This window comes from Actinomadura sp. NPDC000600, assembly GCF_040492135.1.
Classification (GTDB): Bacteria; Actinomycetota; Actinomycetes; order Streptosporangiales; family Streptosporangiaceae; genus Spirillospora.
In genome coordinates this window covers 1-14,384 of sequence record NZ_JBEUPD010000055.1, presented here as the reverse complement: position 1 = coordinate 14,384, position 14,384 = coordinate 1, and the positions used below count along the sequence as shown (strand labels likewise).

Below are 14,384 nucleotides of genomic sequence, written 5' to 3'. Positions count from 1 at the left end.
CGGCCGGTCCTAGCGCGCGCCGCCCGGCACCACTCCGGCGGCGGCGAGCGACAGCATCCGGCCGGCGGCGCCGGGGTCCCTCTCGGCGACCGTCGCGATCGCGCCCGCGAGCCCCAGCACGTCGCCGAACGCGGCGTCCGCGGGCGCGTCCCCGGCGCGCTGCGCGCGGGCGAGCAGCGCCGCGCCCGCCTCGAACATCGCCGTGCGGGAGCCCGAGTCCTCCAGCCGGGGGTCGCGCAGCGACACCACCGCCGAGGCCGCCATCCCCGGGAACGCCGTGACCTCCGAGACGAACGTCCGCAGCCAGGCCAGCAGCGCCTCGCCGGGGGAGGGGGAGTCCAGCAGGTCGCGCGCGGCGGCCGCCAGCCCGTCGTAGACGTCGGCGAGCAGGGCCTCCAGGAGGTCCTGCCGGGTGGGGAAGTGGCGGTAGAGCGTTCCGATGCCGACGCCCGCGAGCCGCGCGACGCCCTCCAGGGAGGCGCCCGCGCCCCGGCTCTGGAAGGTCTCCCGCGCCGCGGCGAGCAGCCGCGCGCGGTTGCGCCGCACGTCCGCGCGCACCGCACGCGCCTTCGGCGTGTCGTCGCTGGTCACCTGGGTCGTCGATCCTTCCGGCGGGTGGAGCGGGCCTGCGGCTATCGGAGGGATCCGCGGCTTTGGAACGGTCCTTCGATCCTAGCCGCGCCGCCGCCGCGCCCCCGCGCCGGGATGCGCCCTGACCTGCCAGGGCCCGCCGCGCACGGTGCGCGGCGGGCCCGTCGGCGCCCCGGGCGGCGCCCCTCCGGCCCTCCGGCCGGTCAGCTCCCGGCGGGTGAGACCGGGAGGTGCAGGCGGCCGCCGGAGGCCTTGAACTCCTCGGCCTTCTCCCGCATCCCGGCGGCGAGGGCCTCCTCGTCGCCCAGGCCGCGATCGGCCGCGTACCGCCGCACGTCCCGCGTGATCTTCATGGAGCAGAAGTGCGGGCCGCACATCGAGCAGAAGTGCGCGGTCTTCGCCGGCGCGGCCGGGAGCGTCGCGTCATGGAAGGCCCGCGCGGTGCCGGGGTCGAGGGACAGCTCGAACTGGTCCTCCCAGCGGAAGTCGAACCGCGCCTCCGACAGCGCGTCGTCCCACGCCCGCGCGCCCGGGTGGCCCTTGGCGAGGTCCGCGGCGTGCGCGGCGATCTTGTAGGCGATCACGCCGGCCTTGACGTCGTCGCGGTCCGGCAGCCCGAGGTGCTCCTTCGGCGTGACGTAGCAGAGCATCGCGGTGCCGTGCCAGCCGATCATCGCGGCCCCGATCGCGGAGGTGATGTGGTCGTAGCCGGGCGCGATGTCGGTGGTCAGCGGCCCGAGGGTGTAGAACGGCGCCCCGTCGCACCACTCCTGCTGCAGGTCCACGTTCTCCTTGATCTTGTGCATGGGGACGTGCCCGGGGCCCTCGTTCATCACCTGGGTGCCGAACCGCGCGGCGATCCGCGTCAGCTCGCCCTGGGTGCGCAGCTCGGCGAACTGGGCCTCGTCGTTGGCGTCCGCTATGGAGCCCGGGCGCAGGCCGTCCCCGAGCGACCAGGTCACGTCGTAGGCGGCGAAGATCTCGCACAGCTCCTCGAAGTGGGTGTAGAGGAAGTTCTCCTCGTGGTGCGCCAGGCACCAGGCCGCCATGATCGACCCGCCCCGGGACACGATCCCCGTCTTGCGCCGCGCCGTCAGCGGGACGTACGACAGCAGCACCCCGGCGTGGACGGTCATGTAGTCCACGCCCTGCTCCGCCTGCTCGATCACGGTGTCGCGGAACACCTCGTAGGTGAGCTCCGCCGGGTCGCCGCCGACCTTCTCCACCGCCTGGTACAGCGGGACGGTCCCCACCGGCACGGGCGAGTTGCGCAGGATCCACTCACGCGTGGTGTGGATGTCCCGCCCCGTCGACAGGTCCATGATCGTGTCGGCGCCCCAGCGGGTGGCCCACGTCATCTTCTCGACCTCGTCCTCGATCGAGGACGCGACCGCCGAGTTGCCGATGTTCGCGTTGACCTTGACCAGGAAGTCGCGTCCGATGACCATCGGCTCGATCTCGGGATGGTTGACGTTGGCGGGCAGCACCGCGCGCCCCGCCGCCAGCGCGTCCCGGACGGCCTCCGGGGCCACGCCCTCGCGCAGCGCGGCGAACTCCATCTCCGGCGTGATCTCCCCGCGCCGCGCGTAGGCCCGCTGGGTCACCGCGCCGCCGGTGCCGCGCCGCGGCCGCCGGGGCAGGGAGCCCTCGCCGTCGGCCTGCGGGAGGCCTCCCGCGCCCCCGGGGAAGGCGGTGGGCGACGGCCGGCGCCCGTCGTCCTCGGGGCGCGCCGCCCGCCCCTCGTACGGGGCGGTGTCGCCGCGCTCGGCGATCCAGGCCTCCCGCAGCGGCGGCAGCCCGCGGCGCACGTCGGTCCGCTGGTCGGGGTCGGTGTACGGCCCGGACGTGTCGTACAGGACGACGACGTCGCCGTTGGTCAGCGCCACCTCCCGCATCGGGACCCGGAGCTCCGGGCGCGAGCCCTGGAGGTAGGTCTTGCGGGCAGCTGGAACCACAGGTTCGGTCATGACGACTCGATCTCTCCCTACGCCGGCATTACCCGGTCAGGTTCATGCGGTCAGCGGCCGTCCCAGCCGCTATCTCAGCCCGGTTCGCCGGACCCCCGCGATCTGTCGTCCCCGACGTTAACCCGCGCCGCCCCCGTTGCCGCAACCGCCGTCCGCGGGGTAGAACGCGCCCGCGCGGAGCCTCTGGGAAGATCGCGGCATGTCCCACGTCGACAGGGAAGTCACGCTCACACCGGTCGGGCACGTCTCCTCGCCGCTCACCGACCGCGCGGCGGCGCCGAAGCAGGGCACCGAAGGCGCCCCCGAGGCCTGGCTGGTCTTCGAACCGGCCTACCGCGCCGCCCTCGACGGGCTCCGCCCCGGCGACCGGATCATCGTGCTCACCTGGCTGCACCAGGCGTCGCGCGAGGTCCTGCGGACGCGGCCGCGCAACGACCCGGCCAACCCCGAGACCGGCGTGTTCGCGACCCGCTCGCCGGACCGGCCGAATCCGGTCGGCCTGCATCCGGTCGAGATCCTCCAGGTCAGCGGGCGGCGGCTGCGCGTCCGCGACATGGAGGCCGTGGACGGGACGCCCATCCTGGACGTCAAGCCCGTCATCTGACCGGCTCCGGCCGCCCGGCTAGCGGCGGCCCGGGCGGAACGCGACCGGCAGCGCGAGGGCCAGGGTGCGGAGCGGGTCCGGGGCGGACGGCGACCGCTCCAGCCGGACCTCGTCTCGGTCGCCCTCGCCGCCGGTGCCCAGCGCGGCCGAGCGCCGGCCGTCGATGCCGGTGACGACGAGGCCGCCGCCGGTCTCGCGCGTGCTGCCGAGGAGCATCCCGCCGGCGGTGTGGAAGGACGGCTCGCGCGGGCCGCGCAGGAACCCGAGGGTGCGCCCGGCGGGGTCGAGGACGCGCACGCGGTCGCGGCCCGGCAACCGGGAGGGGCCCCGGACCACCAGCAGCGCGGCGGCGTGGGGGTCGCGCAGCACGACGGTCCTCCGGCCGCGCCGCCGGCAGGCCACGGCGAGGACCGCGCCGCCGTCCCGGTCGCGGTACCGGCCCCTGCCGTCCACGGCGATCTGCGGGGCACGGGCCAGGGCGCCGGCCGCGGGCGGCGGGACCTCCTCGCCCTCGTCGTCGACGACGCGCCAGGCCGCGCCGAGGGTCTCGGCGGTCGCGGTCCGCACGGCTTGGAGCCATCCGGAGGGGAGCGTCCGGTCCCTGAGCAGGGCGACCGCCTTCCCGTCCACCGGGGCGACGGCCTCGACGCCCGGCGCCCGCTCCGGGTCGAGCCAGAGCGTCCACACGGGGTCGCTTACCGGCCACCTGATCCCCACCGCGTCCACCGCTCCGGCCGGGACGCGCGCCTCCGGCCCGCTTCGGCGGAGAACCACACCCTCCGCGTCGATGGTGACGACGAGGCGGGTCAGGTGGAGGCGGACGGCCCAGAGGACGGCGGCGAGGGAGGCCAGAAGGCAGCCGCCGCCGCACAGCAGCAGGGCCCCGCGGGCACTCTCCGGCTCCCAGGACCCGAGGCCGGAGCGGGCCGCCGGCAGGGCGGCGGCGCCGACCGCGAGCGCGGCGAGCAGGAGGCCGAGCGGCCGGCGGTACGCTCGCGCGCCGAGCGTGATCCGTAGTCCGGGCGGGGGGACGGCGGGCGGGGGGACGGACAACTGTCGGCCCTTCGTGACGGGGTTTGCAGAACTATAGGGCGGCCCCGCGGCGCCGCACGGGGCCCGGCGCGAAAGATCGTCCGCGCGGGCGAGGACCGCTGCGCGGGTCGCGCGCACGTGGGGGAGAATGATCGCGTGCTGACGGTGCCCCGGGTCGACGCGACGGTGAAGGACGCTTCGGCGGCGGCGGTGCTGGCGGTGGCCGCGACCGCGGCGGCGGTGCTGTGGCCGGGCGTCCGGGAGCTGGACGCCCCGGGCGCGCTCCTGCTGGTGGCGGCGCACGTGCCGCTCGCGGTGATCCGGCGCCGGCCGGCCTCGGGCCTGGCGGCGCTGGTGGTCCTGGTACTGCCCTACCACCTCGCCCAGTACCAGCACCACGCGCTGGTGCCGGCCGAGGTCGTCGCCCTGTTCGCCTACGCGGTGCTCGGGCGCAGGGTGCGGGTCGTGCTCGGCGTCGCGGCGTCCCTGCTCGCCGTGTGCGTGGTCGGCATGGCGATGCGGGCGGGCGGCGGCTCGCTGCGCGAGCAGATCGCGGTCATCGAGGCCGTGGTGTCGGTCGTGATCGCCGTCCAGGTGCGGCGGGTGCACCGCGCGCGGCTCGCGACGATCACCGAGCGGGCCGAGCGCGCCGAGCGGACGCGGGAGGAGGAGGCGCGGCGGCGGGTCGCCGAGGAGCGCCTGCGGATCGCCCGCGACCTGCACGACCTCCTCGCGCACAGCATCACCCTCATCGGCGTCCAGGCCGGCGCGGCGGCCCACCTCGTGCGCGGGGACCGGCCCCTCGACCGGGACGAGCTGGCCGACGCGCTCGCGTCCATCGCCTCGACCTGCCGGGACGCCAGGACCGAGCTGCGCGGCACCCTCCAGGTCCTGCGCGGCACGGACGTGGGCGCCCCCTCGACGCTGCCGGGCCCGCACGGAATCGGCGACCTCGTGCGCGCGGCGCGCGGCGGCGGCGTGGACGTCGACCTCCGGGACGGGGACGTCGGGACGCTGCCGCCGGAGACGGGCGTCGCGGCGTACCGTATCGTCCAGGAGGCCCTGACCAACGTTGTCAAGCACGCCGCCGCGAAGCGCGCGACGGTGAGCCTGGAGCGGGACGGCGCGGGGCTCGTCGTCCGGGTCGCGGACGACGGCAGGGGCCCGTCCGGCGCCCCGCCCGAGGGCTTCGGGATCCTCGGCATGATCGAGAGGGCGCGCAGCGTAGGCGGGACGTTGGACGCGGGGCCGGGCGAGTCCGGCGGGTTCGTCGTCACGGCCGTCCTGCCGCTCGCGGACGCCGCGGCGCCGCACCGGGCGTGACGCGAGCCCCGGCGGGAATCCGGTAGCGCACGTTCGCCGGGACCCTCCCGACTCCGACCCGGACGCCGCCGGGGGGCTTTCCACCCCTTACGGATAGGGTCAGGATCAAGGGGACCAGGGGAGGCGAACGGGTCGGTGAGCACTTTGCAGGAGGCCCCGCAGGACCGGATCTTCACGGTGCCCAACATCCTGAGCCTCGCCCGGCTCCTGGGCGTCCCGCTGTTCCTGTGGCTCGTGCTGGCCGAGGCGGACTGGTGGGCGCTCGGCCTGCTGGTGTTCGCGGGCCTGTCGGACTGGCTGGACGGGAAGCTCGCACGCGCGCTGAACCAGACGAGCAGGCTCGGCACCGTGCTCGACCCGGCCGCCGACCGCCTCTACATCCTGGCCACGCTCGTCGGGCTCACCATCCGCGACATCATCCCGCTGTGGCTGGTGCTGGTGCTCGTCGCCCGCGAGGTGTCGATCCTGCCGATCGCGCCGATCATGCGGCGGCTCGGCTACGGCCCCACGCTGCCGGTCCACTTCATCGGCAAGGCGGCGACGATGTGCCTGCTGTACTCCTTCCCGCTGCTGCTGCTCGGCGACCACGACGGGGGCGCGGCCACCGCGGCGAGGGTCATCGGGTGGGCCTTCGCCGGCTGGGGCACGGGCCTGTACTGGTGGGCGGCCGTCCTGTACTGGGCGCAGACGCGGCAACTGGTGCTGGCCGGCCGCGGAGCGCCGCCCCCGGGCGCCCCGCCCGAGGCGGACGGTCCGGGCGCGGGACCGCCCGCCGGTGACCAGAAGGGAGCTGAGACCCCCCGATGAAGGCCGTCGTGATGGCGGGAGGCGAGGGGACGCGGCTGCGTCCGATGACCGCCAACCAGCCCAAACCGCTGCTGCCGCTCGTCAACCGGCCGATCATGGAGCACGTGCTGCGGCTGCTGAAGAAGCACGGGTTCAGCGAGACCGTCGTCACCGTGCAGTTCCTGGCCGCGCTGATCCGCAACTACTTCGGCGACGGCGAGGAGCTCGGCATGGCGCTGAGCTACGCGACCGAGGAGGTGCCGCTCGGCACCGCGGGCAGCGTCAAGAACGCCGAGGAGGCGCTGCGCGACGACCGCTTCCTGGTGATCTCCGGGGACGCGCTCACCGACATCGACCTGACCGACATGGTGCGGTTCCACGAGGAGAACGACGCCCTCGTCACCATCGGCCTGAAGCGCGTCCCGAACCCCCTGGAGTTCGGGATCATCATCGTGGACGACGAGGGCCGCGTGCAGCGGTTCCTGGAGAAGCCCACCTGGGGCCAGGTGTTCTCCGACACCGTCAACACCGGCATCTACGTGATGGAGCCCGAGGTCCTGGAGCACGTCGCGGAGGGCGAGCCGGTCGACTGGTCCGGGGACGTCTTCCCGAAGCTCCTCGCCGAGGGCGCCCGCCTGTTCGGGTACGTGGCCGACTGCTACTGGGAGGACGTCGGCACCCACGAGAGCTACCTCAAAGCCCAGGCGGACATGCTGTCCGGGCAGGTCGGCATCGACCTCGACGGCTTCGAGGTGTCGCCGGGCGTGTGGGTCGCCGAGGGCGCGGAGGTGGACGCCGAGGCCGTCCTCAAGGGCCCGCTCTACATCGGTGACTACGCGAAGGTCGAGGCGGGCGTCGAGTTGCGCGAGTTCACCGTCCTCGGCAGCAACGTCGTGGTGAAGGAGGGCGCGTTCCTGCACCGCGCCATCGTCCACGACAACGTGTTCGTGGCGCCGTCCACGAACCTGCGCGGCTGCGTCGTCGGCAAGAACACCGACATCATGGCGGGCGCCCGGGTGGAGGAGGGCGCCGTCATCGGGGACGAGTGCGTCATCGAGGCCGAGGCGTACGTGTCCAGCGGCGTGAAGGTGTACCCGTTCAAGACCATCGAGGCCGGCGCCGTCGTCAACACCAGCGTGATCTGGGAGTCGCGGGGGCAGCGCAACCTGTTCGGGCCGCGCGGGGTGTCCGGCCTCGTCAACGTCGAGATCACCCCGGAGCTGGCGGTCCGGCTCGCCAGCGCCTACGCGACGACGCTGAAGAAGGGCTCGACGGTCGTCACCGGGCGGGACGTCTCCCGCGCGGCCCGCACCCTGAAGCGCGCCGTGAACAGCGCGCTGACCGCCAGCGCCATCAACGTCCAGGACCTGGAGGCGACGCCGCTGACCGTCGCCCGGTTCGAGACGGGCCGCGAGGACAGCGTCGGCGGCATCTACATCCGCACCACCCTCGGCGACCCGCAGGGCGTCGACATCCTGTTCCTCGACGCGGACGGCGCCGACCTCTCCCAGGGCGCGCAGCGCAAGCTGGAGCGCGTCTTCGGCCGGCAGGAGTACCGCCGCGCGTTCCCCGGCGAGATCGCCGAGCTGACCTACCCGCCGCGCGTCGTGGAGACCTACACCCGCGACCTGCTGCGCCGCGTCGACATCCGCGGCGTCCGCGAGGCGGGGCTGAAGATCGTCCTGGACTGCGCGGGCGGGGTGGCCTCGCTCGTCCTGCCGAACCTGCTCGGCAAGGTCGGCGTGGAGGTCCTCACCCGCAACGCCGGCCTGGACGAGGCCAACCCGACCGAGACGCTCGCCGAGCGGATGCGCGACCTCGAGCGGCTCGGCGAGCTGGTGTCGTCGTCGCGGGCCGCGTTCGGCGTCCGGTTCGACCCGGTGGGGGAGCGGATCTCCCTGGTGGACGAGAACGGCGAGCTGGTCGGCGACGACCGGGCCCTGCTGGTGATGCTGGACCTGGTCGCGGCCGAGCGGCGCGGCGGCAAGGTGGCGCTGCCGGTGACGACGACGCGGGTCGCCGAGCAGGTGTGCCGGTTCCACGGCGTGCAGGTCGAGTGGACCTCCACGTCCCAGGACGTGCTGACCAAGGCGGCCGCGCAGCCGAGCGTGGTCTTCGCGGGGGACGGGCGCGGCGGGTTCCTGATGCCCGAGTTCAGCGGCACCGTGGACGGGATCGCGGCGTTCGTCCGGCTCGTCGGGCTGGTCGCGCGGACGCGGCTGACGCTGTCGCAGATCGACCGCCGCATCCCCGACGCGCACCTGCTGCGCCGCTCCGTCCCGACGCCGTGGGCGGCCAAGGGCAGCGTGATGCGCCATGTCGTGGAGGCGGCGGCGGGCCGGACGATCGACACCACCGACGGCGTCCGCGTGGTCGAGGGCGACGGCCGCTGGGTCCTCGTCCTGCCCGACCCGGCGGAGGCCGTGACGCACCTGTGGGCCGAGGGGCCGGACGCCGACGCCGCGCAGGCGCTCCTGGCCGACTGGGCCGCCGTCGTCGAGAGCGCGGGCTCCTGACCGGCCCTCAGCAGCGCTCGCGGGGCCTGAGCCCGGCCCGGTCGGGCTCCCGGTCGGCGTAGGCGGCGCCGAGGAACCCGGCGAGGCGCTCCACGTCGGCGGCGTTGGACACGAGGCCGAGGGACGCCCTGACCGCGCCGCCGCTCGGCAGCCCGAGCACGTCGAGGTAGTCGTCGAGGGTCCGCGTCCGCCGGTGCGCGGCGCTCCGCAGGGCGGGCTCGGGGATGCCGAAGGCGGCCTCGCCGGCGCCGGGGTTGCAGAAGCATCCCGTGCGGACCGAGATGCCGGCGGCGGCGGTGTCGCGGGCGACGATCCGCTCGTCCACGACCGCGCCGCGCCGGTCGAGCACGTTGAACGAGACGGTGCCGCCGCGCCGGTCGCCGTCCTCCGGCCCGTACACCCGGATCACGGGGGAGCCGTCGGCGTGGCGCAGCTCGGCGAGCCGGCGCAGAAGGAGCGCCGTCAGGCACCCGACGCGGCGGTGGACGAGGTCGATGCCGATGTCCTCGATCCAGTGGATGCCGAACTCCACGTCCGGGATGGACAGGAAGTTCAGGGTGCCGTCCTCGAACGCCGTCTCGTCGGGCGCGGGGACGTGCCAGCCGCCGAGCGCGCTGACCGCCTGGATCGTCCCGCCCGCGAACCAGGGGCGGCGCAGCCGGGCCAGCGCCTCCCGGCGGGCGACCAGGCCGCCCACGCCGGTCGGGTACCCGAACACCTTGTACCAGCTCACGGGGACGAAGTCGGCCCGGACCCGGCTCAGGTCGAGGCGGTTGGCGGGCGCGAACGCGGCCGCGTCCAGGAGCACGTCGCAGCCGTGCGCGTGGGCGAGGTCGACCCAGCCCAGCGGGTGCTGGACGCCGCTGAAGTTGCTCTGCGCGGGGAACGCCAGCAGCCCGCCGCCGCCGCGCAGCGCCGCGGCGAGCTCGGCCTCGCGGACGCGCAGGTCGGGCCCGCGGACGGGCACGTGGGCGACCTCGGCGCCGCGCGCCTTCGCGAACTCCCTGATCCCGTTCACCGAGTTGTGGTTGTCGCCGGTGAGGACGAGCCGCCGGCCGCGCCCGAACGGGTAGGCCTCCCCGACGAGGCGGCACGCTCCGGTGGCGTTGTGGGTGAACACCACCGCGTACTCCTCGGGGGAGGCGTTGAAGAACTCCAGGACGGCCCGCCGCGCCCGTTCGACGAGCGCGGTGGAGGCGCTGGAGGTGGGGTTCTCCGAGTGCGGGTTGCCGTAGCAGCGCCCGGCGAGGCGCTCGGCGTGCGCGCGGATCTGGGCGGCGGCGGCGACGCCGGAGCCGGTGTAGTCCAGGTACGTGTGCCCGTCCAGGTGGCCGTACTCGGCGGCCCGCAGCTCGTCCAGCCGCCGCGTCTCCGCGTAGCCGGGCATGAGCTCGGCGCGGAAACCGGATGAAATTCTCACAAATCTCCCCCGCCTACATAAGCCGCATTCCTCACTAAACGGTCCAAAATCCCCAATGGGGATACAAGGGTGCGGGGGTGGCCTTAAATGGCCCGCGGAGAAGGGTTTCTATGTCCTGCGGGTGAGGACCAGGCAGGCTCCCGCGAGGAACAACGCGGCGAACCCGCCCAGCACCGCCCAGTCCACGGCGACCGGCCGCGAGAAGGTGTCGCCGTACGAGGCGAGAAGGGGCGGGCCCAGCGGCGAGCGGCCCGTCGCCCAGAGCCCGTCCACCCCGAGGCTGTGCCCGAGCCCCTCGAACGCCCAGCGGTTGGACATGGCGCAACTGAGCCATCGTCCGGGCGCCGCCATCACTGGGACGGGCAGGATCGCGCCGACGAACAGCACCTGCGGGAAGCAGAGCATCGGCAGGGCCATCGTGGCCTGGGCCGGATCGGTGACCGACGCCGACACGAGCAGACCCAGTGCCAGCGCCGCAACCGAGCACAGCAGCAGCGTCACGAACAGCTCCCCGTAGGTGCCCCACCCCATCGCGGGCAGCCTGTCCAGGGCCCGCAGGACGCCGAGCATCAGCGCGTCCACCGCGGCCAGCAGCGGCAGCAGGACGGCGGCCTTCGCCAGCACGTACGGTCCGACCCTCAGGCCGGTGAGCCGCTCCCTCCGCAGCACGGGCAGCTCGTTGCAGATCTGCAGGAGCCCGTAGGTCAGGCCGAAGAAGAACCCGCCGAACGCGATCCAGAACAGGATCATCACCGTCGCGCCGGGGCTGGGGGACTCCGGCGCGAACGCGCCCGGGCGGAACAGGACCGCGAACATCGCCAGCACCATGAGCGGGGAGCCGATCAGCACGGCGAGGGTGAGCCGGTTGCGGGTGAGCAGGTCCAGGCTGCGGCGGGTGAGCAGCGCCCACTGCCGCAGCGGGCCGATCCCCGGCCCGGACGCCGGCGGAGCGGACGCGCCGAACCGCCCCTCCCAGTCGTGCGCGTCCCCCTCGGCCAGGTGCAGGTAGATGTCCTCCACCCGGTCCGCCCGGAACCGCTCACGGGCCTCGCGCGGGCCGCCGTAGAACGCCAGCCGCCCGTCCTGGGAGAGGACGGCCACCCGGTCGCACACGAGGACGTCCGGCGGGTGGTGCGTGGTGAGCACCACCGTCGTCCCCGCGTCCGCGAGCCCGCGCAGCAGCCGCATCAGGTCGGCCGCGGCCGCCGGGTCGAGCCCGGAGGTGGGCTCGTCCAGGAAGAACACGCGCGGCCGCGTCAGCAGCTCGACCGCGATGCTGGCCCGCTTGCGCTCACCGCCGCTCAGCGACCCGACGCGCTGCCCCTCCCGGCCGGTCAGCGCCAGCGCCTCCAGCACGCCGTCCACGGCGCGCTCGGCCCGCTCCGGGGACGTCCCCGCGGGCAGCCTGAGCCCCGCCGCGTACCGCAGGGTGCGCCGCAGCGGCATCTCCAGGTGCACGATGTCGTCCTGCGGGACGTAGCCGAGCGAGCCGGCGGCCGGAGCGCTCCCGCCGCCGTCGTAGCTGACCTCGCCCTCGGCGGGCGGCCGGACGCCCGCGATGGCGTCCAGGAGGGTGGTCTTGCCCGCACCGCTGCCGCCGATGATCGCCACCAGCTCCCCGGCGCCGATCGACAGCGACACCTCCCGCAGCGTCCGCCGCCCCCCGGCCGCGCGCTGCCCCACCTCGCGGACCTCGATCATCTGTCCTCCCGCCGGGCGGCCCCACCCCGACGATGAACGATCTTCCGGTGCGCGTCCAGCCGCCGGAGCGCGCCGGCCGCGGCGGTTTCCGGTCAGTCCGGGGCGTCGTCGTCGGGGTCCCCGGCGGCGATCCCGGCGAGGGTCTCCAGAGCGCGCGCGAGGACGTCCGGCGGCGGGGAGGCCAGGCCGAAGCGGACGGCGCGCGGGGCGGCGCCCCCGCCCACGACGAAGGCGGCGGCCGGGGTGACGGCGATCCCCCGCCGGGCCGCCGCCGCCACGAACGTCTCCGCCCGCCACCGCTGCGGCAGCTCCCACCAGCAGAAGTACGAGGCGGGGTCGGACCGGACGGCCGCGCCCTCCAGTCGGCTCGCCGCGATGCGCTGGCGGGCCGCCGCGTCGGCGCGCTTGGCGCGGGTGACCGTCTCGACCGTCCCGTCGGCGATCCAGCCCGCGGCCGCCTCCAGCGCGAAGCCCGCCGGACCCCAGGCGCCGGAGCGCAGCGCGGCGGCGACGCGCCCGGCGAGCGCGGCGGGCGGGACGGCGAAGCCGAGGCTCAGGCCGGGGGCGAGGCGCTTGGAGAGGCTGTCGACCAGCACGGTGCGGTGCGGCGCGTGCGCCGCCAGCGGCTCGGGCCCGCCGCCGGGCAGGAACGCCCAGATGCGGTCCTCGACGGCGTGGAGGCCGAGCCGTTCCAGCGCGCCGGCCAGCTCGGCGCGGCGCTCGGGCGGCATCGTCGTCCCGCAGGGGTTGTGCAGCGTCGGCTGGACGTAGACGGCGCCGAGGGGGGCGGCGCGATGGGCGTCGGCGAGCGCGTCCGGGCGCAGCCCGTGCCCGTCCATCGCGATCGGGACCGGCGTCACCCCGAGCCTGGCCGCGATCCCCTTGATCACCGGATAGGTCAGGGCCTCGACGCCGAGCCGGCCGCCCGCCGGCACGAGCGCCGCCACGGCCCCCGCGATGGCCTGCCGGCCGTTCCCCGCGAACAGGACCCCGTCCGGGGCGGGCCGCCAGCCGGGGGTGGCGAGCAGCGCCGCCGCGGCCTCGCGGGCGGCGCCGGTGCCCGCGACGCCCGCGGGCCCGAGCGCGGCGTCGAGGACGTCCGGGCGGCGCAGGCGCTCCAGCCCCGCGGCGAGCAGGGCGGTCTGCTCGGGCACCACCGGATAGTTCAGCTCCAGGTCGACGCGCGCGGCCGCCGGCTCGGCGAGCGCGGGCCCCGGCGGGCGCTCGCCCGCGCGGACGAAGGTCCCGCGCCCGACCTCGCCGACCACGAGACCGCGCCTGGCCAGCTCCCGGTACACGCGGTTCGCCGTGGAGCCCGCGATGCCCCGGCGCCGGGCGAAGGCCCGCTGCGGCGGCAGCCGCTCGCCCGGGCGCAGCCGCCCCGCCGCGATGTCGGCCGCCAGCTCGTCCGCGACCCGCCGGAAGTCGTCCATGCGCCACCCCATATTGCACCGAGCACAATGTTCTTATTGCTTTGAGATTACTCCGACTCCTAGCCTTGGAGCACCTTGACCGACTGGAGTGCAATGATCTCGTACGCGGCCGTCGCGGCCATCGCCCTCTTCGCCCTCGGCCTCGTCCTCACCCCGGGGCCCAACATGATCTATCTGGTGTCGCGGTCGGTGACCCAGGGCCGCCGGGCCGGGCTGATCTCGCTCGGCGGCGTCGCCGCGGGCTTCCTCGTCTACGTCGCGGCCGCGACCGCGGGGCTCACCACCGTGTTCGCGCTCGTCCCGCCGCTCTACGCGGCGATCAAGATCGGCGGGGCCTGCTACCTGCTCTGGCTGGCGTGGCAGGCGCTGCGGCCGGGCGGCACGACCGCGTTCGCCCCCGCCGACCTGCCCGCCGACCCGCCGCGCCGGCTGTTCGCCATGGGGCTGGTCACCAACCTGCTCAACCCCAAGATCGCCGTCCTGTACGTGTCGCTGCTGCCGCAGTTCGCCGACCCCGCGCGCGGGAACGTCGCCGCCCAGATCCTGCTGCTCGGCGCCGTCCAGGTCACGATCGCCGTCACGGTCAACGCCCTCATCGTGCTCTGCGCCGGCTCCATCGCCGCCTTCCTCGCGCGCAGGCCCGGCTGGCGGCGCGCCCAGCGGTACGTGATGGGCTCGGTGCTGGCGGGCCTCGCCGTCCACATCGGCCTGCGCCCCGCCGCCGCCTGACCCCGGGGACGCCGCGCCCCGCCAAGGCCGACGCGCCCGGCGCCGATTTGCAGGTCCTTGCCATGATGGGCCGGTGATCGCACGACAGGACACGCCCGGCGGCCGCGACGCGGACGAGCGGCCGCGGAACCGGGGCGGGCCGCCCGGATGGCGGCGCCCCGACGCCTCCATGTCGCTGCTGGCCGACCTGTTCGCCGGCAAGCACCTCGACCCGGGGTACGCGGAGGCCGCGGCGCGCCGCGCCGCATCCGGCGGGAGCGCGCCGCCGCGGCGGCGGCTCCG

12 protein-coding genes and 1 riboswitch are annotated in these 14,384 nt (G+C 75.3%); of the genes, 6 read left to right on the top strand and 6 right to left on the bottom strand.

Annotated features, from left to right (window positions below; genetic code table 11):
- Positions 1–9: 9 nt before the first annotated feature.
- Both ABWI07_RS41090 and thiC read right to left on the bottom strand, forming a co-directional pair.
- Positions 10–591 carry a TetR/AcrR family transcriptional regulator gene (locus ABWI07_RS41090; RefSeq protein ID WP_200841778.1) on the bottom strand — a complete coding sequence of 194 codons (582 nt, stop codon included), beginning with the start codon at positions 589–591 and terminating at the stop codon, positions 10–12.
- A gap of 203 nt (positions 592–794) precedes the next feature.
- On the bottom strand, positions 795–2,558 hold the full coding sequence (gene thiC, locus ABWI07_RS41085) for a phosphomethylpyrimidine synthase ThiC (RefSeq protein ID WP_353821854.1): 1,764 nt from the start codon (positions 2,556–2,558) through the stop codon (positions 795–797).
- Positions 2,554–2,667, bottom strand: a riboswitch (TPP riboswitch). Its footprint overlaps the gene before it by 5 nt.
- Positions 2,668–2,757: 90 nt before the next feature.
- Between thiC and tsaA the strand changes: the two genes are divergently transcribed.
- The gene (gene tsaA, locus ABWI07_RS41080) at positions 2,758–3,162 is read left to right on the top strand and encodes a tRNA (N6-threonylcarbamoyladenosine(37)-N6)-methyltransferase TrmO (protein ID WP_149258551.1); all 405 of its coding nucleotides are present in this window, start codon (positions 2,758–2,760) and stop codon (positions 3,160–3,162) included.
- 18 nt (positions 3,163–3,180) lie between these two features.
- On the opposite strand, the gene ABWI07_RS41075 is transcribed toward tsaA, so the two are convergent.
- Complete coding sequence (locus tag ABWI07_RS41075; protein WP_353821853.1) at positions 3,181–4,215, bottom strand: hypothetical protein; 1,035 nt, start codon at positions 4,213–4,215, stop codon at positions 3,181–3,183.
- A 135-nt stretch (positions 4,216–4,350) separates the two neighbouring features.
- Between ABWI07_RS41075 and ABWI07_RS41070 the strand changes: the two genes are divergently transcribed.
- From ABWI07_RS41070 to ABWI07_RS41060, 3 genes are all read left to right on the top strand, one after another.
- Positions 4,351–5,517 (top strand): sensor histidine kinase, encoded by a 1,167-nt coding sequence (locus ABWI07_RS41070; protein WP_200841777.1) that lies wholly within the window; start codon positions 4,351–4,353, stop codon positions 5,515–5,517.
- A 135-nt stretch (positions 5,518–5,652) separates the two neighbouring features.
- The gene (gene clsA, locus ABWI07_RS41065; RefSeq protein WP_353821852.1) at positions 5,653–6,324 is read left to right on the top strand and encodes a cardiolipin synthase ClsA; all 672 of its coding nucleotides are present in this window, start codon (positions 5,653–5,655) and stop codon (positions 6,322–6,324) included.
- Complete coding sequence (locus ABWI07_RS41060; protein ID WP_149258549.1) at positions 6,321–8,819, top strand: mannose-1-phosphate guanyltransferase; 2,499 nt, start codon at positions 6,321–6,323, stop codon at positions 8,817–8,819. The genes clsA and ABWI07_RS41060 overlap by 4 nt, the downstream gene beginning before the upstream one ends.
- A gap of 7 nt (positions 8,820–8,826) precedes the next feature.
- Here the strand turns inward: ABWI07_RS41060 and ABWI07_RS41055 are convergent, their stop codons facing one another.
- The 3 genes from ABWI07_RS41055 to ABWI07_RS41045 form a co-directional block, all read right to left on the bottom strand.
- Positions 8,827–10,239 carry an aminotransferase class V-fold PLP-dependent enzyme gene (locus ABWI07_RS41055; protein ID WP_353821851.1) on the bottom strand — a complete coding sequence of 471 codons (1,413 nt, stop codon included), beginning with the start codon at positions 10,237–10,239 and terminating at the stop codon, positions 8,827–8,829.
- Positions 10,240–10,347: 108 nt separating this feature from the next.
- Positions 10,348–11,940: an ATP-binding cassette domain-containing protein gene (locus tag ABWI07_RS41050; RefSeq protein ID WP_149258548.1), complete on the bottom strand. Its 1,593-nt coding sequence runs from the start codon at positions 11,938–11,940 to the stop codon at positions 10,348–10,350.
- A 92-nt stretch (positions 11,941–12,032) separates the two neighbouring features.
- Positions 12,033–13,373: an aminotransferase-like domain-containing protein gene (locus ABWI07_RS41045; RefSeq protein ID WP_353821850.1), complete on the bottom strand. Its 1,341-nt coding sequence runs from the start codon at positions 13,371–13,373 to the stop codon at positions 12,033–12,035.
- Between the two features lie 93 nt (positions 13,374–13,466).
- Between ABWI07_RS41045 and ABWI07_RS41040 the strand changes: the two genes are divergently transcribed.
- Both ABWI07_RS41040 and ABWI07_RS41035 read left to right on the top strand, forming a co-directional pair.
- The gene (locus tag ABWI07_RS41040; RefSeq protein ID WP_149258855.1) at positions 13,467–14,102 is read left to right on the top strand and encodes a LysE family translocator; all 636 of its coding nucleotides are present in this window, start codon (positions 13,467–13,469) and stop codon (positions 14,100–14,102) included.
- A gap of 73 nt (positions 14,103–14,175) precedes the next feature.
- The coding region (locus ABWI07_RS41035; protein WP_353821849.1) for a hypothetical protein at positions 14,176–14,384 on the top strand (209 nt) is incomplete at its 3' end.